21 protein-coding genes are annotated in these 20,018 nt (G+C 60.6%); 11 read left to right on the top strand and 10 right to left on the bottom strand.

Features of this window, described 5'->3' with window-relative positions:
- Positions 1–57: 57 nt before the first annotated feature.
- From D1820_RS01035 to D1820_RS01045, 3 genes are read left to right on the top strand one after another with little or no spacing between them, the layout of a single operon-like run.
- On the top strand, positions 58–807 hold the full coding sequence (locus D1820_RS01035) for a biotin--[acetyl-CoA-carboxylase] ligase (RefSeq protein WP_118067576.1): 750 nt from the start codon (positions 58–60) through the stop codon (positions 805–807).
- 20 nt (positions 808–827) lie between these two features.
- A complete protein-coding gene (locus tag D1820_RS01040; RefSeq protein ID WP_102897309.1) occupies positions 828–1,616 on the top strand; it encodes a type III pantothenate kinase in 789 nt (262 codons plus the stop codon).
- Complete coding sequence (locus tag D1820_RS01045; protein ID WP_118067577.1) at positions 1,606–3,273, top strand: ribonuclease J; 1,668 nt, start codon at positions 1,606–1,608, stop codon at positions 3,271–3,273. The genes D1820_RS01040 and D1820_RS01045 overlap by 11 nt, the downstream gene beginning before the upstream one ends.
- A 194-nt stretch (positions 3,274–3,467) precedes the next feature.
- On the opposite strand, the gene D1820_RS19005 is transcribed toward D1820_RS01045, so the two are convergent.
- From D1820_RS19005 to D1820_RS01075, 7 genes are all read right to left on the bottom strand, one after another.
- A complete protein-coding gene (locus D1820_RS19005) occupies positions 3,468–3,641 on the bottom strand; it encodes an RSP_7527 family protein (protein WP_162894045.1) in 174 nt (57 codons plus the stop codon).
- A 223-nt stretch (positions 3,642–3,864) separates the two neighbouring features.
- Positions 3,865–5,412 carry a DEAD/DEAH box helicase gene (locus D1820_RS01050; RefSeq protein WP_118067578.1) on the bottom strand — a complete coding sequence of 516 codons (1,548 nt, stop codon included), beginning with the start codon at positions 5,410–5,412 and terminating at the stop codon, positions 3,865–3,867.
- A gap of 180 nt (positions 5,413–5,592) precedes the next feature.
- Positions 5,593–6,558, bottom strand: coding sequence for a glycosyltransferase family 2 protein (locus D1820_RS01055; RefSeq protein ID WP_118067579.1), 966 nt, complete (start codon positions 6,556–6,558; stop codon positions 5,593–5,595).
- On the bottom strand, positions 6,555–7,301 hold the full coding sequence (locus tag D1820_RS01060; RefSeq protein WP_118067580.1) for a hypothetical protein: 747 nt from the start codon (positions 7,299–7,301) through the stop codon (positions 6,555–6,557). Before D1820_RS01060 ends, D1820_RS01055 begins: the two co-directional genes overlap by 4 nt.
- Before the next feature lie 38 nt (positions 7,302–7,339).
- Positions 7,340–8,947 (bottom strand): peptide chain release factor 3, encoded by a 1,608-nt coding sequence (locus D1820_RS01065; protein ID WP_118067581.1) that lies wholly within the window; start codon positions 8,945–8,947, stop codon positions 7,340–7,342.
- Between the two features lie 87 nt (positions 8,948–9,034).
- Entirely contained in the window at positions 9,035–9,466 is a 432-nt protein-coding gene (locus tag D1820_RS01070; protein ID WP_118069952.1) for an ester cyclase, read from the bottom strand.
- A 190-nt stretch (positions 9,467–9,656) separates the two neighbouring features.
- Positions 9,657–10,673, bottom strand: a complete 1,017-nt coding sequence (locus D1820_RS01075) for a Hint domain-containing protein (protein WP_014874179.1) — start codon at positions 10,671–10,673, stop codon at positions 9,657–9,659.
- Between the two features lie 295 nt (positions 10,674–10,968).
- Between D1820_RS01075 and D1820_RS01080 the strand changes: the two genes are divergently transcribed.
- The 3 genes from D1820_RS01080 (at position 10,969) to D1820_RS01090 (ending at position 14,135) form a co-directional block, all read left to right on the top strand.
- On the top strand, positions 10,969–11,748 hold the full coding sequence (locus D1820_RS01080; RefSeq protein WP_102848869.1) for an SDR family oxidoreductase: 780 nt from the start codon (positions 10,969–10,971) through the stop codon (positions 11,746–11,748).
- Positions 11,749–11,760: 12 nt separating this feature from the next.
- Positions 11,761–12,885 (top strand): DNA alkylation repair protein, encoded by a 1,125-nt coding sequence (locus tag D1820_RS01085; RefSeq protein ID WP_118067583.1) that lies wholly within the window; start codon positions 11,761–11,763, stop codon positions 12,883–12,885.
- Positions 12,886–13,007: 122 nt separating this feature from the next.
- Positions 13,008–14,135, top strand: coding sequence for an ABC transporter ATP-binding protein (locus D1820_RS01090; RefSeq protein WP_205521394.1), 1,128 nt, complete (start codon positions 13,008–13,010; stop codon positions 14,133–14,135).
- A gap of 9 nt (positions 14,136–14,144) precedes the next feature.
- Here D1820_RS01090 and D1820_RS01095 read toward each other — a convergent pair whose 3' ends face one another.
- Positions 14,145–14,834 carry a YafY family protein gene (locus tag D1820_RS01095; protein WP_096788921.1) on the bottom strand — a complete coding sequence of 230 codons (690 nt, stop codon included), beginning with the start codon at positions 14,832–14,834 and terminating at the stop codon, positions 14,145–14,147.
- A 74-nt stretch (positions 14,835–14,908) separates the two neighbouring features.
- Positions 14,909–15,217: a hypothetical protein gene (locus tag D1820_RS01100; RefSeq protein ID WP_096788922.1), complete on the bottom strand. Its 309-nt coding sequence runs from the start codon at positions 15,215–15,217 to the stop codon at positions 14,909–14,911.
- A 222-nt stretch (positions 15,218–15,439) separates the two neighbouring features.
- Here D1820_RS01100 and tatA point away from each other — a divergent pair, with 222 nt between their 5' ends.
- From tatA to D1820_RS01125, 5 genes are all read left to right on the top strand, one after another.
- Entirely contained in the window at positions 15,440–15,658 is a 219-nt protein-coding gene (tatA, locus tag D1820_RS01105; protein WP_014874185.1) for a twin-arginine translocase TatA/TatE family subunit, read from the top strand.
- Positions 15,659–15,664: 6 nt separating this feature from the next.
- Positions 15,665–16,150, top strand: coding sequence for a Sec-independent protein translocase protein TatB (gene tatB / locus D1820_RS01110; protein ID WP_118067584.1), 486 nt, complete (start codon positions 15,665–15,667; stop codon positions 16,148–16,150).
- Positions 16,147–17,115, top strand: a complete 969-nt coding sequence (locus D1820_RS01115; protein WP_040177947.1) for a twin-arginine translocase subunit TatC — start codon at positions 16,147–16,149, stop codon at positions 17,113–17,115. Before tatB ends, D1820_RS01115 begins: the two co-directional genes overlap by 4 nt.
- Before the next feature lie 125 nt (positions 17,116–17,240).
- Entirely contained in the window at positions 17,241–17,696 is a 456-nt protein-coding gene (gene rpiB / locus D1820_RS01120) for a ribose 5-phosphate isomerase B (protein WP_096788923.1), read from the top strand.
- Between the two features lie 48 nt (positions 17,697–17,744).
- Positions 17,745–18,587 carry an ATP-binding protein gene (locus D1820_RS01125; RefSeq protein ID WP_118067585.1) on the top strand — a complete coding sequence of 281 codons (843 nt, stop codon included), beginning with the start codon at positions 17,745–17,747 and terminating at the stop codon, positions 18,585–18,587.
- 108 nt (positions 18,588–18,695) lie between these two features.
- On the opposite strand, the gene D1820_RS01130 is transcribed toward D1820_RS01125, so the two are convergent.
- On the bottom strand, positions 18,696–19,925 hold the full coding sequence (locus D1820_RS01130) for a peptidoglycan DD-metalloendopeptidase family protein (RefSeq protein WP_118067586.1): 1,230 nt from the start codon (positions 19,923–19,925) through the stop codon (positions 18,696–18,698).
- Positions 19,926–20,018: the final 93 nt, after the last annotated feature.

Below are 20,018 nucleotides of genomic sequence, written 5' to 3' on the forward strand. Positions count from 1 at the left end.
GAACACACAAAGGCCTGGTCTGCGGACTGGGCCTTTTTGCCTTGAAGGGACAGGATCATGAGTGAGTGGCCAGAGGGATACGGGCGCAGCCTGCTAGAGGAGGTGGACAGCACCCTGGATGAGGCCGCGCGCCGCGCGCCGACGCTGACCGGCCCGGAATGGATCATGGCCAAGCGCCAGACCAAGGGGCGCGGCCGCAGAGGGCGGGCCTGGAAGGAACCGAAGGGCAATTTTGCAGCAACTCTGGTGATGCGGCCAGATGGTGCGCCGGAGCAGGTGGCGCTGCGCAGCTTCGTGGCGGCCCTTGCCTTGCATGAGGCTTGCGTCGCACTCTGCGGGGAGACCGCGGGACTGGCGCTGAAATGGCCCAATGACGTGCTTTTGAACGGTGGTAAGCTGGCGGGCATTCTTCTGGAGAGCGCAGGGGCCGCAGGCGGCGTCACTTATCTGTCGATTGGGATCGGGGTCAATCTGATTGAGACGCCGATGCAGGAATGGCTGGAGCCGGGTGCGGTCTGGCCGGTGTCACTGCTGTCGGAGACGGGCATCCACATCACGCCTGAGGATTTCCTGACCGAGCTGGCGGCCGCCTATGCCCGCTGCGAACGGCAGTTTGTCACCTATGGCTTCGAACCGATCCGCACCGCCTGGCTGGCCCGTGCAGCCCGTCTGGGTGAGGTGATCATCGCGCGAACCTCCAATTCTGAAACCGAGGGCACGTTTGAGACGGTGGACGGCAGCGGTAACCTTGTCCTCAAGACCGCCAAGGGCCGCGTCAGCATCCCTGCGGCGGATATCTTTTTCTAGGAAGAGGAGCAGGGCAGGTCATGCTTCTGGCGGTGGATTGCGGCAATACCAACACGGTGTTTTCAATCTGGGACGGGGAGAATTTCATCGGTACCTGGCGGACTGCCACCGATTGGCGGCGCACGGCAGATCAGTATTATGTCTGGCTCAACACGCTGATGCGGCTGCAGGGGATCGAGGCAGATATCACCGATATGATCATCTCCTCCACGGTGCCACGTGTGGTGTTCAATCTGCGGGTCCTGGCGGATCGCTACTACAACACGCGCCCCCTTGTGGTCGGCAAGCCGGATTGCCTTCTGCCGGTTTCGGTGCGGGTGGATCAGGGAACGAATGTGGGCCCCGATCGTTTGGTCAATACGGTTTCCGGGTTTGATCAATATGGTGGCAATCTGATCGTGGTCGATTTTGGCACAGCAACAACCTTTGATGTGGTGGCCGAGGATGGCGCCTATATCGGCGGGGTCATTGCGCCGGGCGTGAATCTCAGCCTTGAGGCGCTGCATCAGGCCGCCGCCGCCTTGCCCCATGTAGATATCTCCAAACCCCAGTCCGTCATCGGCACCAATACGGTTGCATGTATGCAGTCAGGTGTGTTCTGGGGGTACGTAGGACTGGTGCGTGAAATCTGCGCCCGCATCAAGGCGGAGCGTGACGTGCCGATGAAAGTAATCTCGACAGGCGGGCTGGCGCCTTTGTTCCAGCAGACAGCCGATCTGTTTGACGCATTTGAGGATGATCTCACGATGCACGGGCTACAGATCATACACAAATACAACAAGGATAACGGTCTCGAGGATGAGCACTGAACGTTTAATCTACCTGCCCCTGGGTGGGGCGGGCGAAATTGGCATGAACGCCTATGTCTATGGCTACGGCAAACCGGGCAAGGAACGCCTGATCCTGGTGGATCTGGGTGTCACCTTCCCAGATATGGACAGCAGCCCCGGCGTCGATCTGATCATGCCGGACATCCGTTGGCTGAAAGAGCGGGCCGACCAGCTGGAGGGTGTGTTCATCACCCACGCGCATGAGGACCACATCGGCGCGGTCGCGCATCTTTACCGCGATCTGAACGTGCCGATCTATGCCCGTGCCTTCACCGCCAATCTGGCGCGCCGCAAGATGGATGAGGCTGGTCTCGGCAGTGAAGAGGTGAAAACCGTTTCCGCGTGGCCCGAGGTGACAAAGCTTGGTCCCTTCACCGTCGGTGTCGCTCCGATCTCGCATTCCATCCCGGAGAGTGGCGGTCTGGTGATCGATACACCTGCGGGCCGTACCGTCCACACCGGCGATTTCAAAACTGATCCGACTCCCATCGTGGGCGAAGCCTTCGACCCGGAAATGTGGGCGGAGATCGCCAAGGATGGCGTCAAGGCGCTGGTCTGCGATTCCACGAATGTGTTTTCGCTGAACCCCGGCCGGTCTGAGGTCGAAGTCGGCCCGGAGATCACCCGTCTGGTGGGCGAGGCTGAGGGCATGGTTGTTGCAACCACATTTGCCTCTAACGTGGCGCGGGTAAAAACCCTGGCCGAGGCAGGCCATGCCGCGGGCCGTTCCGTTGTCCTTCTTGGCCGGGCGATGCAGCGCATGGTCGAGGCTGCGACCGAAACAGGCGTTCTGAAGAACTTCCCAAAGGTGGTCAGCGTTGAGGCGGCTCAGGAGCTGCCGCGCGAAAACCTGATGTTGGTTGTGACCGGCAGCCAGGGGGAGCGCCGCGCGGCCTCTGCCCAATTGGCACGCGGCAAATACCGCGGCATCGAGGTGAAGGAGGGCGACCTGTTCCTGTTCTCCTCCAAGACGATCCCTGGCAATGAACGCGGTGTCATTCGCATCATCAACCAGTTCTCCGAAAAAGGCGTGGATGTGGTGGATGACAGCTCCGGTCTTTACCATGTGTCCGGCCATGCCAACCGCCCCGATCTTGAGCGGATGCATGACATCATCAAACCGCAGATTCTGATTCCGATGCATGGCGAACACCGCCATCTGCGCCAGCACGCCCGTCTGGGCGAGGCGAAGGGCATCGCCAGTGCTGTGGCCGTGAACGGCATGATGATGGATCTGACAGGTGACGCGCCGAAGGTGGTGGATTACGTCGACACCGGGCGCACCTATCTGGATGGGTCGGTCAAATATGGCGCGCTCGATGGCGTTGTCCGCGACCGGATCCGCATGGCGCTCAACGGTCATGTGGTCGTCACCGTCATCTTGGATGAAGAAGACGAACCACTCGGCGAACCCTGGTGCGATATTAAGGGGCTGGCGGAAACCGGTCGCTCTAATGCCGCGCTGGTTGAGGTAATGGAAGAGGATCTGAACCAGTTTATCATGCGTGCCGGTGCCAAGACCCTGCGCGACGATGACAAGCTGGAAGAGAACCTTCGCCGTGTCGCCCGCCAGACCGCGCAGAATGAGATCGGCAAGAAACCCGAGGTGACCGTGGTGGTCAGCCGGATGCGCTGAGCCAGACCGCTTTGACCTGATTTAAGGGCCCGCCGCACCTGATGTGGCGGGCCTTTTTTGATCCGTTTTTTCAGTCGTATGCCTACAATCGATGGGCTGGAACGAAAAAGCCCCGGCAGCGTGCCGGGGCTTTCATCTGTGGTAGGGGATTGACCTTACCGTCTGCTCTCAGCTGCCTGCGCGCAGGCGTCGGATCAGGCGTGACGGGGGCGCGAGATCAGCGCGGCCAACTTCCCCGGCAGGCTGGCAATGCCCCGGCCAAGGCTGCGCAGGAAAGCGGCCATTGCCTCGGCACGCAGCTCATGCGCGCGGGCTTCGATGGCGCGGATTTCGTCGGCGGTCACGGTTGGAAACTCCAGATTGTTCATGGCAGGCCTCTTGGGTGTCTTATGTCTTGTTGACCCTCAGATAGGCTTTCCGGGGTCGGGCGACATCTGCAAAAATGGGCAATCCCGCCATGCTGCAAGTGCAAAGCTCAGAGGCGTTTGGCCGACAACTGGCGCATGGCTCCTGTTGGTCCGGTGACCCGGCGCAATGAAAAAGGGCTGCCTCGAGAGGCAGCCCTGATGATTTCAGCAATCGCCGAGAATATTACCCGGCGCGGCGCTCGGCAAAGCTGAGGGCGATAAAGCTGGGCATGTGGTCGCCCATGCCAACCACATTGCGATCATTGCCACGGTCGTTGCCGCCACGGCCACGACCGGATTTCTGGTTGCCCTTCTGCCCAGATTTCTGCCCGGAGGATTTGTTCTCGGCAGATTTGCCACGGCCAGACGCGCGCTTTTCCTGCTCAGGGGCCTTCTGCTCCTGTGCTGTTGCCTCGACCTCAGCGGTCGCAGCATCATTTGCCTGCTGGGCGTCTGCCGCCTCGTTCACATCCTTGGCAGCGGAGCTGCGGGAAGAGGAGCGGCGGCTGCGGGTCTTGCGTTCAGGCGCCTCGCCGCTTGCATCGTCCTTGCTGTCTTTTGCCTTTGGCTCGGCCTTGGCTTTCTTCAGCGGGTTCTCGATGCGCGGGATCTCGTTCTGGACCAGACGTTCGATGTCTTCGAGGTTCTTTTCGTCCTTGGGCACGCAGATCATCATCGCGGTGCCGTCGCGTCCCGCACGACCAGTCCGACCGATGCGGTGGACATAGTCCTCTGCATGGCTCGGCACGTCGAAGTTGAACACATGGCTGACGCTGGGCACATCAAGGCCGCGTGCGGCCACATCGGAGGCAACGAGGAACCGCAAGGAGCCTTCGCGGAATCCTTCCAGCGTTTTTGTGCGCTGGCTTTGATCCAGGTCACCGTGGATCGGGGCCGCGTCATAGCCATATTTCTTCAGAGATTTGGCGACGATATCCACATCCGTCTTACGATTGCAGAAGATGATCGCATTGGAGCATTTCTCGCCTTCCTGATCAATCAGGTGGCGCAGCAACTTACGTTTCTCGCTGCCCTCACGGTCCCGGCGGGAGGCTTTGAACAGCACCACGCCTTGGGTGATGTTCTCAGACGTCGTTGCCTGACGGGCCACTTCCACGCGCTCAGGCGCGGAGAGGAACGTATTGGTGATCCGCTCAATCTCTGGCGCCATAGTGGCGGAGAAGAACAGTGTTTGGCGGGTAAAGGGCGTCAGGCCGAAGATGCGTTCGATATCGGGAATGAACCCCATGTCGAGCATCCGGTCGGCTTCGTCCACCACCATCACCTTGACGTCAGAGAGGATCAGCTTGCCACGCTCGAAATGGTCGAGCAGACGACCAGGCGTGGCGATCAGCACGTCCACCCCTTTGTCGATCAGCGTGTCCTGCTCCTTGAACGAAACACCGCCAATCAGCAGCGCCTTCGTCAGTTTCAGGTGTTTGGTGTAGGTGTCGAAATTCTCCGCCACCTGGGCTGCCAGCTCGCGCGTGGGGCAGAGCACTAGGCTGCGCGGCATGCGCGCCCGGGCGCGACCGCGCGCCAGCAGGGTGATCATCGGCAGGGTGAACGATGCTGTCTTGCCGGTGCCGGTCTGTGCGATTCCCAATACATCACGCCCCTCCAAAGCAGGCGGAATTGCCCCTGCCTGAATGGGAGTGGGGGATTCGTAACCCGCTTCCTCAATCGCTTTGAGAACTTTGGGGTTCAGGTTCAGATCTGAAAATTTTGTCATATGCGTCCGTTTTTGCGGACACTGACCTGGCCCGCGCGTGTATGTCAGGGCCGATTCCGCATGGTCTTGCGTCCTGTCTTGATCGGCTTGCGGCGGGGCATAGCAAAATCCGCTGCAATCGTCAAACGAAGCCGGGTTTTCGCAGGTTATTGATCCTGTAACGGGTAAACCCGAAACAGTTTAGTCAAATTGCGGGAAATGTTGACGTCGCTTGGCCGCCAAATCCAGTGGGCAATGATGGATCATACCCCGCAGGCGTAGCGCATCATAGACCTCAGGCAGCTCCGCATTGATTTCGCCGAAGAAGCGTCGCAACCCGTCTATACCGTGGTCCTGTTCGATCATGGTCAGCAGCTCATGCTTGTTCAATCCGCCGAAACGCGCCGGAAATCCTGCACCCAGACCCGGCCGGTAGGAGCCACGCGCCAGTCGGAATCGGTAGCTGCCTTGCCAGTCATCCCAGCTGGCGGCGTGGCGATGACAGATCCGCAATCCCTCCTGCTCGGTCTCGCGGGTGTTTTTCTCACCATGCTGGAACAAGTTATGGATTCGGTACTGAATATCGGGGAGGCCGGTGCGGGCAAACAGCTTACCTGCCGTGTGGCTGAGAAAGCCGCCTTTGAGGAAAACGCCGAATTCGGGATAGATCGCCGTGACCTCATGCTCCCGTTCAGCACCAGAGGGAACCATCGCCTTGTAGTGATCCGCATGCCCGGCCAGCGCCTCCAGCGGGCGCATCCGCAGCACATCCGTCTCAGCAGGCAGCGCGGCTAGCGTTTCTGTGATCGCCCGGCTTTGGTCTGAGGCTGCAACATGAGGCCAGAGAAACTCATCCACATCGATATGGGCGATCCAGTCGGTCTGGATCCGCTCGTAGGCGTGGGTCGCGTTCATCGTCTGGCGGGGCTGGTGCATCTTTGGACGCGGCGCCTTGTGCTGCTTCCAATAGCGATCGTCGCAGGTGATCACCCGAATTTTCGGATGCGCCTTTAGATGTGGGTAGACGTCGGGATTTTCTGCATCAAGGTACAGATGTAACCGGTGGGCACCCAGATCCAGGTGGTAGGCGGCAAAATCCAGGATAGATTTGGCGTCGGCCTTGATGGTGCTGACAATACCCCATTTCGGTTGGCTCGGCGTGGTCATGACCTGCGATGCGTCTTGTAGCGCTGAATGCGTCCGAAAATGCTGCGGGGATCTTCCATCACCATGCGCAGCATCCTGATGGCGAGTGGCCGCAGCACCAAGTCCCGTTCGCCATACCGCCACAGCCGCGCCAGCATTTGTCGATCCAGATCGCCATGGGGCAGGTGGTAAGGTGTCATGCCAAGGCCGATGTCATCCAGATCCTTGCCCTTTACACGGGGAAGGCCGCTGTCGGTGGGTCGCCCTGACAATCTCCGTTCACTGTCGTGCAGTTTGATCATATGGAACAGCAACTGCAGCCCTTGTCCGCCAAGCCGCTGATCAATCGTGTCCCCATGATCCGCAAAGGTGGTTGCCGCTGAGATCAGCCAGCGCGTCGGCAAACCCGCCGCCAATGCGCCGCCATGCTCCGCCCAGATCCGCAAGAACAACGCCCGCGCATCCGGTGGCGCATCCCGGCGGCGCAAGATCGCAATACAGAGCGCATGGACCGCCCAGATTTCAGGTTCGCCTGCAAACTCTTCCCGCAGGGACTGCCATTTATGCGCGATATGATGGATCGGCAGATCCTTCTGCCTCGCGGGCTTGGGGCCGGGATCTGTCAGCGGGCCAATGAGAGCGGTCAAATCGGCATCGGCCGCCGGCAAGGCCGACAGCGGCTCCACAAACGGCACCTCTTTCTTTTCGAGCTGCCGCAGCAGCTTATAGAACCCGCCAGGATAGTTTTCGTTGTCGATATCCATGGCGGGGCTGGTGTCACCGATGATCTGGGAGACTGGTCTTAGACCATCATCTCCTTGGTCGCGGTCAGTTTCAAGTCCGGATAGTCGCGCTCAACCCGGTCGATGTCCCACTGAAGGCGCGTCAGATAGACCACATCGCCATCATGATCATGGGCAATGTGCTGCTTGTTGGTGTTGATGAACTTGTCGAGCGCGGTCTTGTCGCCGCTGACCCAGCGGGCAGAGGTGAACTGCGAGGCCTCAAACCGGACGGGCAGGCCGTATTCCATCTCGATACGGCTGGCGAGCACTTCAAATTGCAACTGCCCCACCACGCCAACAATGAACCCGGAGCCGATGGAGGGTTTGAACACTTTGGCGGCCCCTTCTTCGGCGAATTGCATCAGCGCCTTTTCCAGATGCTTGGCCTTCATCGGATCGCCCGCACGCACGCCTTGCAAGAGTTCCGGTGCAAAGGACGGAATACCACTCACGCGGAGCGCTTCACCCTCGGTCAGCGTATCGCCGATGCGCAGCTGGCCGTGGTTCGGAATACCGATGATATCGCCGGCCCAGGCTTCCTCTGCCAATTCGCGATCCGACGCCAGAAACAGCACCGGGTTGGAGATCGCCATCGGTTTCTTGGACCGCACATGTGTCAGCTTCATGCCGCGTTTGAAATGGCCCGACGCCAGCCGGACAAAGGCCACGCGGTCGCGGTGCTTGGGATCCATATTGGCCTGCACCTTAAATACAAAACCGGCGACTTTCTTTTCATCCGGCGCAATCTGGCGCGGTTGGGCGGTCTGCGGCTGCGGCTCCGGCCCGTAGGTGCTGATGCCGTCCATCAACTCCTTCACCCCAAAGGAGTTGATCGCGGAGCCGAACCAGATCGGGGTCATGTGACCTTCCAGAACCGACTGCGGATCAAGTGTCGGCAGCAGCTCACGGGCCATTTCGACCTCCTCAAGCAGCTTTTCCAGCAGGTGTTCCGGTACGTGCTCGGCCAGTTGGGGATCGTCCAGACCGTTGATCTCAATGCTCTCGGCGATTTTGTTGCGATCCGCGCGGTCCATCAGTTCCAGCCGGTCGCGCAGCATGTCGTAACAGCCGATGAAATCGCGACCGACGCCGATAGGCCAGCTGGCAGGTGTCACGTCAATCGCGAGGTTCTGCTGAATCTCATCAATGATCTCAAACGTGTCGCGGCTTTCGCGGTCCATCTTGTTACAGAAGGTCAGGATCGGCAGATCCCGCAGGCGGCAGACCTCAAAAAGTTTCTGGGTCTGGCTTTCCACACCTTTGGCACCGTCGATGACCATGACGGCCGCATCCACCGCTGTCAGCGTGCGATAGGTATCTTCCGAAAAGTCGGAGTGACCGGGCGTGTCCACCAGGTTGAAGCGGTAGTTGGCGTAGTCAAACGACATCGCGGAGGCCGAAACGGAAATGCCGCGATCCTTCTCCATCTGCATGAAGTCTGAGCGCGTACGCCGGGCCTCACCCTTGGCGCGCACCTGACCGGCCATCTGAATAGCACCACCATAAAGCAGGAACTTCTCAGTCAGCGTGGTTTTACCGGCATCCGGATGCGAGATGATCGCAAAGGTGCGGCGCCGGGCGATTTCAGCCGGCAGGTCGGGGCGGTTTGGGACGGTATCGAGCATGAGCGCGCGTATATCAGGATGGCGCGCTGAGGCAAGAAAAACAGGGGGCAAGCCCCCTTTGCATTGCAGACAATCGGGGCTGGTGTTTCAATCCCAGATCAGGGCCTGCCCGGCGAGACAGGCTGGCATTGCATCTGCGGGCAGTTGCCCCAGCTGCTCAAAGAAGGCGAAGGCGTCAAACCGGGACGTCAGTTCGGCGATCTTGTCGCCTTCAAAACGAATCATCATGATCCCTTCAGCATGAACAGGTGTGATCCCGTCCGGGCCATCGGATGTCAGCAGGTAGCGCGTAGAGGTCCAGTCGCCATCTTCCATGTAATGCAGTATCTGCACCCGCAACTCACCCGCCAGCTTGTGAACAACCTCAATCAGGATAGGATAGTCCTTGCGCGGGTTGGTCAGCCCATCCAGCAGTTCCGTATTCTCGAGTGAGGGGGCAAGCATCTCGGCAAATGTGGACATGTCGCGATTTTCCCAAACCTCGGAAAACCAGCGCTGCACAAGGTCTCGTTTCGTCATAGTCAGGCAAAGTTCCATAAATTCCACATCGGGGCGTTTGGCCCATGTGTTGGAATTATCACGGGGACTTCCATCAAAAATCGTAAATTCTCGCCCCCGCGTGCTGAATTTTTCAGCATCTGTTGAGGCCATGCGCATTCGCCGTTGGGCCGGTGGCCTCCTACAGATCGCGCAAATTGGAAGCGGGCGGTCACATGACGCGGCGCTTCAACCCGGCTACGGCCTGACCGCGTTCCATCAGCGCCGGTCGGATATCAAGGCCAGAGGCCACCCGCTGATGGCCCAGCAACAGGCCCGGCGTCCGGCTCAGGTTTTCCTGCGGCAGCGCGGCACGCGTCAAGGGGTTGAGCAGGAGGCTTTCAGCGGCGATCCCTTCGGCGAATACGATTTGATGGCGATCGAATAACAGCTGGAAGTAATCCACAAAGCCGCCACTTTGTTCAAAGATATCAATCCCGTTCACCAGCTCTCGCGCCCGAACCAGATGATCAGGGCGGCCCCTGCGGCGGATGTCGCGGCGGGGATGCACCAACAATCGGTGGTCCGGGCTGACCAGGAGATCATTTTCATTGTTGAGCGCGCCGGCCCGGATCAGGATCGGGGCCATTTCACCGACAGCGCGGCTTGTGCATTGGCCGATCCAGCGCACGTCTTGGGCACCGTCATCGCGCGTCAGAACCCGGTCACCGACCACAAGGTCCTCAATCGGCCGCTGGGCGCCAGTGTCCAGGGTAATATGGGTGCCGCGCGTGAAGGAGACGCAGGCCAGCTGCGCGAGCCGCTGACGTGTGCCCTCGCGTGTCTTGCGCACCAGCGTATAGCCGGTCTGCTGACGCAGTGGCGCAAGCGGCAGCAAATAGATCGCTGCGATCAACCCATCTTCGTCAACCTCGACTATGACCAGAGCCTCAACATTGGCGCCAATATCGGGCATTAGTGTCAGCAGGCAATCAAGATGCAGGCGCGCACCCGGGGTGCCGGTTGCGGTCCCCTCATCCAGGGCAAGCCGCCCATCCGGGCGCGCTGTCAAACCAATCTGGCGAGGTGGGGTGTTGCGGGTCAGCTGATAGACATCATCCAGTTGCAGATCGTCGTAGACCCCCAGGCTGTCGCCCATATTGGCCCCAATTTCGACGCAGAAATCAGCCGCCGCGAACACCGGTAGCGTTTGGGCAGCGACGGGGGTCTGATGCAGCTGTGTCAGCATGGATAACCTAACCAATAGCGGCGCGCGTCCTGCGCGTGTGATCTCCCATTTTGTCGGGAAATGTGGCGAGATGCGGACCAGACGGGGGTGGTTTTGCGAAGCCAGCAGAACCGAAAGACGGCCACGCGCAGGGCGCAGACCGTTTCGCGGCAGCATCGGCACCTGCGATTGGTGTTTGGGCTGGCCAATACCGGGACAAGGGTGCAAGCTCCGCCGCGACAAAAACGGTGTATGATCCCGGCCTGTAAACTGCATGGCCGGAGCACGATATCGCGGCGCAACAGGGAGATATATCATGGATTTGGGATTGGCGGGAAAGCGGGCATTGGTCTGCGCCAGCAGCAAGGGACTGGGTCTCGGCTGTGCGGAGGCCCTGGCTGAGGCCGGGGTGGATCTGGTGATGAACGCGCGGGGGGCGGAGGCGCTGCTGGCCTCGGCTCAGTCAATCCGGGATGCTCATGGCGTCAATGTGGAAACCATCGCGGCTGATGTCACAACCGAGGCGGGGCAGGCCAAGGTCATCGCTGCCGCCGAGGGCGTGGATATTCTGGTGACCAACGCAGGCGGTCCGCCGCCGGGGCTGTGGTCCGATTGGGGGCGCGAAGATTTTATCAAGGCGCTGGATGCCAACATGCTGACGCCCATCGCGCTGATCAAGGCGCTGGTTCCCGGCATGATGGAGCGCGGCTGGGGCCGGGTGGTCAATATCACGTCCCAATCGGTGAAGGCTCCAATCCCGGTTCTGGGCCTCTCGAATGCGGCACGTACCGGGCTTACCGGCTATGTAGCAGGCACTTCCCGTCAGGTCGCGGCGCAGGGCGTGACCATCAACAACTTGCTGCCCGGCATCCACGCCACGGATCGAGCGGTCTCGCTGGATACCGGTGTGGCCCAGCAGCAGGGGATTTCCCTTGAACAGGCCGCTGAGCAGCGCGCCGCGAGCATTCCTGCCGGTCGCTACGGTACGCGGCAGGAGTTTGGGGCCACTTGCGCCTTCCTCTGCTCACAGCATGCGGGTTTCATTATTGGTCAGAACATCCTGCTGGATGGCGGTGCCACCAATATGACCATTTGACGGGGTGGGCAGATGGCATCCGGTTTCTCGTTGAAGGATCAACTGTTTAATCAGGAGAAGACCCGTTATCTGGCTGGCCTTTTCGCGGCGGCGGATTCCGGATTTGACGCTGCGGGCTTTGAGGCTGAGGTGATGGCTCGGCTTCCGGATCTGGAGCTGAAGGAGCGCATCAGCCTGATTGCAGAGGTGCTGGCCGGTCATCTGCCTGCTGATCTGGAGACCGCTGCACCCGTTTTGCGGCGAGCGCTGCCGCCGCCACTGGATCCCAGCCTGTCGGATGATGATTTCGGCGATTTCATCTTTGCGCCGCTGGGGGCGTTTGTGGTTCTGCGGGGGCTGGAGGCCGCACCGGACCTGTCGCTACAGCTGCTGTCGGAGATCACCCAGCGGTTTTCCATGGAATGGGCCATCCGGCCGTTCCTCTCCCATTGGACCGATCAGACATTGTCCGTGATGCGGCGCTGGGCCACCAGTGAGAACTATCACGTTCGGCGGCTGGTCAGCGAAGGCACCCGGCCAAGGCTGCCTTGGGGCCAATCGGTTCCGCTCTCATTGGCGCAGCCCTTGCCGCTGCTGGATCAGCTCCACGCTGACCCGACCCGCTATGTGACACGTTCAGTGGCCAATCACCTCAACGATATCTCGAAAAAGGATCCGGAGCTGGTCCTGGATCGGCTGCGCAGCTGGCAGGCGGCAGATCAGCAGCGCCCGCAGGAGCTGGCCTGGATGACCGCCCATGCGCTGCGTGGGTTGGTGAAGGCCGGGCACAGCGGCGCGATGAAGATGCTGGGGTATGACCCGGACATGCCTCTCGCCGCGACGATCACGCTGCGCGATGATCCTGTGCATATTGGCGGCGCTCTACAGTTTGACTGCCAGCTGGACGGTGCACCGGACGCCCCCGTGCTGGTGGACTATCGTCTGCATTTTCAACGTCCCGGCGGCAAGGTGTCGGCCAAGGTCTTTAAGCTGAAACAATCGGCCCTGACTGGCGGTAGCACGCGTCTCAGCAAACGCCATCCGCTGAAAGCCGGGGCGAGCACCTTTACTCTGGTGCCGGGACCCCATCGGCTTGAACTGCTGGTCAACGGGTGCGTGCGCGCTGAGTTGAGTTTTGATTTATTGCCACCGCAGTGATCATGCTGCCACTGACGACCCTTGATGTCGCGCTCTGGTGCGCTCCCTTGCATGGAGACAGTGGCGTTGATATCTGCAGGCCAATCCCGATCATTTAGGTCGGACACGAACAACGAGGTCGCATGACATCTGCCCCCCCTGATCCGATGCTTGGCACCGACAGCCCGACGGCAGCTGCGCCGCGTCTCGAAATCCGCAATCTGCGGCGCTTTTTTGACGGGCGTGCGGTGGTAGATGATGTGTCCTTGCAGATCCAGGCCGGGCAGGTGACCTGTCTGCTTGGCCCGTCGGGATGCGGCAAATCCACCACGTTGCGGATGATCGCCGGGGTGGAGATGCAGGACAGCGGCGAGATCTACGTCGATGGCAAACTGATCTGCGATACCGTGTTTCGCGTACCGCCAGAGCGCCGTGAAATCGGGTTGATGTTTCAGGATTTTGCCCTGTTTCCGCATCTGAGCGTTGCCGACAATGTCGCCTTCGGCCTGAAGGGCAGCAAGGACGAGAAACGCGCCCGTGTTGAAGAATTGCTGCATAAGGTCTCGCTCGCGCAATATATCGACGAATTCCCCCATCAACTGTCTGGTGGCGAACAGCAGCGTGTGGCTTTGGCCCGCGCGCTGGCCCCACGCCCACGGATCATGCTGATGGATGAGCCGTTTTCCGGGCTTGATAATCGCCTGCGCGACGGTATCCGCGATGAGACCCTGACACTGCTGAAAGAAGAGGACGCCGCCGTCCTGCTGGTCACCCATGAGCCGGAAGAGGCGATGCGGATGGCTGATGAGATTGCTTTGATGCGTTCTGGCAAGATCGTGCAGCAGGGCGCGCCTTATAACGTCTACACCCGACCAGTGGATCGCGCGGCGGTGGGTTTTTTCAGTGATACCAACGTTTTGCATGCCGAGGTGAACGGGGCGCTTGCCGAAACCCCCTTTGGCCAGTTTCTGGCGCCGGGCGTGCCGGATGGCACCAAGGTCGATATCGTGTTCCGCCCGCAGCACCTGCGGATTGATTTTGACCGCAACGGACGCGGTCCTCATCCGACTCCCAGCGATGGGGTTGCCGCGCGCGGCGTCGTCAAACGGGCCCGCTTCCTCGGGCATGAGAGCTTGGTTGAGTTTCGTATGGATTTTGACGACAGCGTGTTGAAGGCGACGGTGCCAAATGTCTTCCTGCCGGATGCCGGGCGGGTGATGTGGCTGACTGTGCGCCGCAACCGTTGCTTCGTCTTTCCAACCGGCGGCTGACGCGGCGGATCAGTCCGGCGCGGGGGTGTCGGCATAGGGCTGATAATCCATCAGGCGCTTGCCCGGTTCATCCACGAACAACTCCGGCAGGGGCTCGGCGGCCTCGATGAGGTCAACCCGAAATACCCTGAAATCCTCACGTGCCTCGCACCAGGCGGTGAGGGTCCAGACCCGGCCCCAGTATTCCATATGCAACGGGCGGATGACCCGCTCGGTCAGCGTGTCATCAATACGTCTGTAGGTGAGATGCAGCTTTTGGCGCGCCTTGATTGCTGCGCGCAGCGTTGGCATCTGGGTAAACCCTCGCGCTGCGTCGGCGAAGGGGTAGACTGCAAATTTCCAGGCATCAGCTTCGGCAATGGTACCCTCGGGCAGCACCGCGTCCACCTTGGCGGCCAGACTTTCGGCAGCGGCCTTCAGATCGGGATCGGCAGCCTCAGCGACAATCGCCATACCAAGGTTCAGCGCCTCCAACTCCTCGCTGGTGAGTGTGAGGGGCGGCAGGGTGATCGCCTCGCGCACCATATAGCCCACACCGCGCGCACCCTCGACCGGCACACCGCTGGCGACCAGCGTGTCCATGTCGCGGTAGATTGTGCGGGTCGAGACCTCCAGCCGTGCAGCAATGTCCTGCGCGCGGTGCAGTTTTCCATCGCGCAGGATCTGGATAATGTCGAACAGGCGGTCGGTGCGGCGCATGTCCTAGCCTTTATACGGGGCGGGGAGGAGGTCAAGACCACCCTCCGCCCCTTGAGCCTGAAAGGAGCCTGACCCTAGCTGGCCATGGACCAACGGACCTCCTCATGACGCATCTTGGCCGTATCGGGCGCGATTGCCGCCATTACCTCTGCCGAGAACTCCTGCGTCATGAAGCTTTGTGCCACCTCCTGTGCTGTCGCCATATCCTGCCAGACCACATAGTCGGTCCAACTGCCATCTGCGCCCTGGGTCAGCTGACGATGCAGAAAGCCGGATTGCGCGCGCACAAATCCCTCGGTGCGCTGCATCAGCGCCACAAAATCCGCTGTCTTGACGCCCTCAGCCAGATGAAAGGTCACGATCTCTGCCACATGTTTGTCCATCACTTGTCTCCTTTTCGGTGTGATACACTGGCAATAGCGCCCCTCAACTGACATGAACCTGTCAGTTGGATTGCGTCACCTCGGATAAAGCTGCTTTTTTGTCAGTTTCCGATGCCGCCCATGCGGCTCAGATCTTTGCCGCGCCGGGGTGGGGGCGTAAAACCGTCGTCAAATGACATCTGCGGGCCATCCCCCGGTCCGCACGCAGAAGGAGACCCTCTCATGCTTAACAATATCGGCCTTCCGGGCCTGCTGCTCATCGCCGTTGTCGTGCTAGTCCTGTTTGGTCGCGGCAAGATTTCTTCGCTGATGGGTGAAGTGGGCAAAGGCATCACCGCCTTCAAGAAAGGTGTCAACGACAGCACCAAGGAACTGGAAGAAGAGAACACCGCTGAGGCCGCGCGCGACGTGACCCCCGAGACCGAAAAAGACAAGGTCTAAGCGGCGATGTTTGATCTTGGGTGGACCGAACTCATGGTCATCGGCGTTGTGGCGCTGATTGTTGTCGGGCCCAAGGACCTGCCGGTTTTGTTCCGCAATGTCGGGCGGTTCGTGGGTAAGGCCAAGGGCATGGCGCGCGAGTTCAGCCGGGCCATGAATGACGCTGCCGATGAGGCGGGCGTCAATGACATGGCCAAGGGCCTGAAGGCTGCAGCCAATCCGATGAACACCGCCATGGATGGCGTCAAACAGGCGGCGCAGGATATGGCAAAGTCAATCGACCCGACCAAATTCGACCCCGACAGCGAAACCGGGAAACTGGCGGCTGAACGGGCAGAAGATGCCAAGAAAATCCAAGCCGCCACCGCCCGTGCCGCAGCAGACCGCAAGGCGCGCGAGGCCGCTGAAGCGCAGGCCAAGGCGGCTGAGGCGGAGGCGGCTTTGGCAACTCCAGACACGCCGACAACGCCGGAAAGTGAGACCAAGACATGAGCGCGTCTGAAGACATCGACGACAGCACAGCGCCGCTGATTGAGCATTTGGCCGAATTGCGCACCCGCCTGATCCGGGCGGTGGGCGCGTTCATCGTGGGGATCGTGCTGGCCTTCACTGTTGCAGAACCAATCCTGCAATTCCTGCTGGGTCCGATTGAGGAAACCCTGCGCAATCTGGGCGATCCCGCACCAACACTGCAATACACCAGCCCACAGGAATATCTGTTCACGCTGTTCCGCATCTCCATGGTGTTTGGCTTTGCACTGTCGTTCCCGGTCATTGGCTTCCAGCTCTGGCGCTTTGTGGCGCCGGGTCTCTACAAGACTGAGAAGAATGCGTTTTTGCCCTTCCTCATCGCCTCGCCGGTGATGTTCCTCTTGGGGGCGAGCTTTGCGCATTTCGTGGTGACACCGCTGGCGATGGCTTTCTTCCTTGGCTTTGCCGATGTGTCGTCGATCTTTGCCAACCTTCTGTCTGGCGCGGTCAGCAGCCTGCCTGCCGATGCCGCCGTGGTGCCGGAAACCACCGAAGGGGTGCGGATCACCTTCTTTGGCAAGGTGAACGAGTCGCTGGATATCACGCTGAAATTCATCATGGCCTTTGGCCTGTGCTTTCAGCTGCCGGTGCTTCTGACCCTGATGGGGAAGGCCGGTCTGGTCAGCGCTGACGGGCTGGGTAGCGTGCGCAAATATGCGGTTGTCGCCATCCTTGTATTGGCAGCTCTTGTGACCCCGCCGGATGTGATCACGCAAGGGATCCTGTTTTCGGTGGTCTATGGTCTTTATGAGGTGTCGATCCTTCTGGTGCGCCGGGTTGAGAAAACCCGCGAGGCGAAGTTGCGCGCCGAAGGTTACTATGACGACGACGATGATCTCGGCGAGGAAATGGATATGCATCCCGAAGATGATCCTCTGATGGCCGAGTTTGAAGATGATGATCAGGACGACGGTAAGGCCAAGTAATCCCTACCGGAACGGATGACAAAAGGCGCGCTGGAAACGGCGCGCCTTTTTGCTTTGGCGGCTGCCCTCTTGCCCGCGCAGCCTGAACATGCTTTGACCCCGGTAACCCACCGACGGAGACTCCCATGGACCAGAAAAAACCGACCCGCGTTGTGCTTTCCAGCGACCACGCCGCGATTGAGCTGCGCCAGGCCATCGCGGATCACATTGCCGCCAACGGCTGGGAGGTCGTCGACATTGGCCCCACCACCCCGGAGAGCACCCATTACCCCAAGCACGGCGCAGCCGCGGCGGAGCGTGTGGCCTCGGGCGATTGCGATCTCGGGATCATTCTTTGCGGCACCGGTCAGGGCATCATGATGGCCGCAAACAAGGTGAAGGGCATCCGTTGCGGCGTCTGCTCTGAAACCTTCTCCGCCAAGATGATCCGCCAGCACAACAACGCCAATATGCTCTCCATCGGGGCGCGTGTGGTTGGTGACAGCCTGGCGATTGAGATTGTTGATGCCTTCCTCAATGCTGAGTTTGAAGGCGGTCGCCACGCCACCCGCGTGGATATGATTGAGCCGCAGGACAGCTGATCCCACAAAGGGTCGCGCCCCCAAGCCAGATAACCGGAGGTCCAGATTATGGATGAGACAAGCCTGACCCGCATCGCGGATGCGCTGGAGCGGATGGCGCCCGCACCGGTGAAGGCACCGGATTTTGCTGCGGCGTCGGCTTTTGTCTGGCATGTCGCGCCGGACCGGCTGGAGCCTGTGAGAAGCGTCAACCGCGTTGATCTGGACCTGCTCCTGGGGATTGATCGCGCGCGGGACACACTGTTGGACAACACCCGTCGCTTTGCCGCCGGGTTCGGCGCGAACAACGCGCTTCTATGGGGCGCCCGTGGCATGGGGAAATCCAGCCTGGTGAAGGCGATTCACGGCCAGTTGTCACCGGAGTTTCCGGCGCTCAAACTGGTGGAATTGCAACGCGAGGATCTGCCCTCGGTGGCGCGTCTTCTGAACCATCTGCGCGCCGCGCCTGAGCGCTTCATCCTGTTCTGTGATGACCTTTCCTTTGGCCATGATGATCAGCACTACAAAAGCCTGAAAGCGGTGCTGGATGGCGGTATCGAAGGGCGCCCGGATAATGTGCTGTTCTACGCCACCTCCAACCGTCGCCACCTGATGCCGCGCGATATGATCGAAAACGAGCGTTCCAGTGCCATCAACCCCTCCGAAGCGGTTGAGGAAAAGGTCTCGCTCTCGGATCGGTTCGGGCTGTGGTTGGGTTTCCACCCTTGCGATCAAGACGAATATCTCGCCATGATTTCAGGCTATTGCGCAGCCTACGGTGTAGAGATTGCGGAGCAGGAGCTGCGCGCCGAGGCGATAGAATGGCAAGCCACACGCGGCGCGCGTTCGGGGCGGGTGGCCTGGCAGTTCTTCACCGATCTCGCCGGTCGTCACGGTGTGAAAGTCACCTGAGAAGGCCGCGCGCGGCTTTGGAACGACCCCACCGGTACATCAAATGGAAAACGGCGCTTAGGGATCTCCCGGGCGCCGTTTTTTATGGTCTGATGTAAGGGGGCGACGTCACTGCAGATAGGGCAGGGGATCAACGCTTTCGAAGCCGTTGCGAACCTCAAAATGCACATAAGCCGACGGCCCGTCACGCAGCGCAGCAATCGTCTGGCCGCGTGACACTGTATCGCCCTTGTTCACCGCGATCTTGTCAACGTTGGCATAGACCGTCAGCAGCTTGGCGTCATGGCGGATCACGATGATCGGGATATTGTTTGAATCCTTGGTGATCGCCGCGACGGTGCCGCCATCGGCGGCCTGTACCGGCGCGCCCGCAGCCCCCGCGATATCAATGCCGTCGTTCTTGCCCTTGGCATAGGTGCGGGTGATCTTGCCCTTGACCGGGTAACTCATCGCGCTGCTGGCGCTGCGGGTGGGGGCGGGCACTTCCACCTTTGGCAGATCCTTGGGAGCTTCGGCGGCCGGGGCAACGGTTTCCTGCGGCAGCGGCTTGGTCGCGCTGGGTGGGGTGGGCGTGCTGGTGCCCTCACCGGGGGCCGTGACGGTTGCGACTGCGGGCACGGCTGCTGTTGCGGAGGCCTCCTTGCGCGGTGCCGGACGGTCCTTCAGCGGGATCAGCAGGAACTGGCCTTCACGAATGGCAAAATCGCTGCCCAGACCGTTCCATTCCGCCAGTGCCTTTACTGGCACCTGATACAGCCGCGAGACGGTATAGGCTGTCTCGCCGCGTTTCACCTTGTGGCGCACCGGCTCCGGCCCGCTCTGCACCTGCGGCTTGCTTGCCGGAGGTTGCGGCGCCAGCGGTGTGGTGTTGACGGTGCTTGCTGCATTTGGCGTGGTGGAGGGGGCACTGTCGATAGCATCTCCCGCCAGCGAGGCGATATCCACACCGCCTGTGCTGTTTGAAGCGGTGCCAGGTGCCCGGCGGGGCAGGGCGATGATTTCGCCCTGGCGCAGCGGATCGTCCGTCTTCATGCCGTTGAAACGGGCCAATTCGCTGGCGGGCAGACCAATGCGGCCAGCCACGTCATTCAGCGTATCGCCGCGCCGGGCCACGGCCACCTGATAGGACGGGTAGGTGATCAGGCCATTGGAATCCGGTTTCGGACGGCTGGTAGTGGCGGTTTGGGCCGCCTTGGTGGTGTTGAAAGCACCGATCTGGCCGCGCAGATCATAGTCAAGCGGCGCCTCGCAAGCGGCCAGCACGGCCACCAGAGGCAACGCCATCAGCACCTTGCGGCCTGTCGCGCGATCGCGGCGGGTGGGGTCAGTCACTGTCATTTCGCTCTCCTCAGAACGCCGTTCCCGTCTTGCGGGCCCCCATTATCCCTGGGGCTTGCCAATAGTCCGTCGGCCAGCCACGTGATCCGGCTC

Origin of the sequence: Phaeobacter sp. LSS9 (assembly GCF_003443595.1) — a bacterium.
Taxonomy (GTDB): Bacteria; Pseudomonadota; Alphaproteobacteria; order Rhodobacterales; family Rhodobacteraceae; genus Phaeobacter; species Phaeobacter piscinae.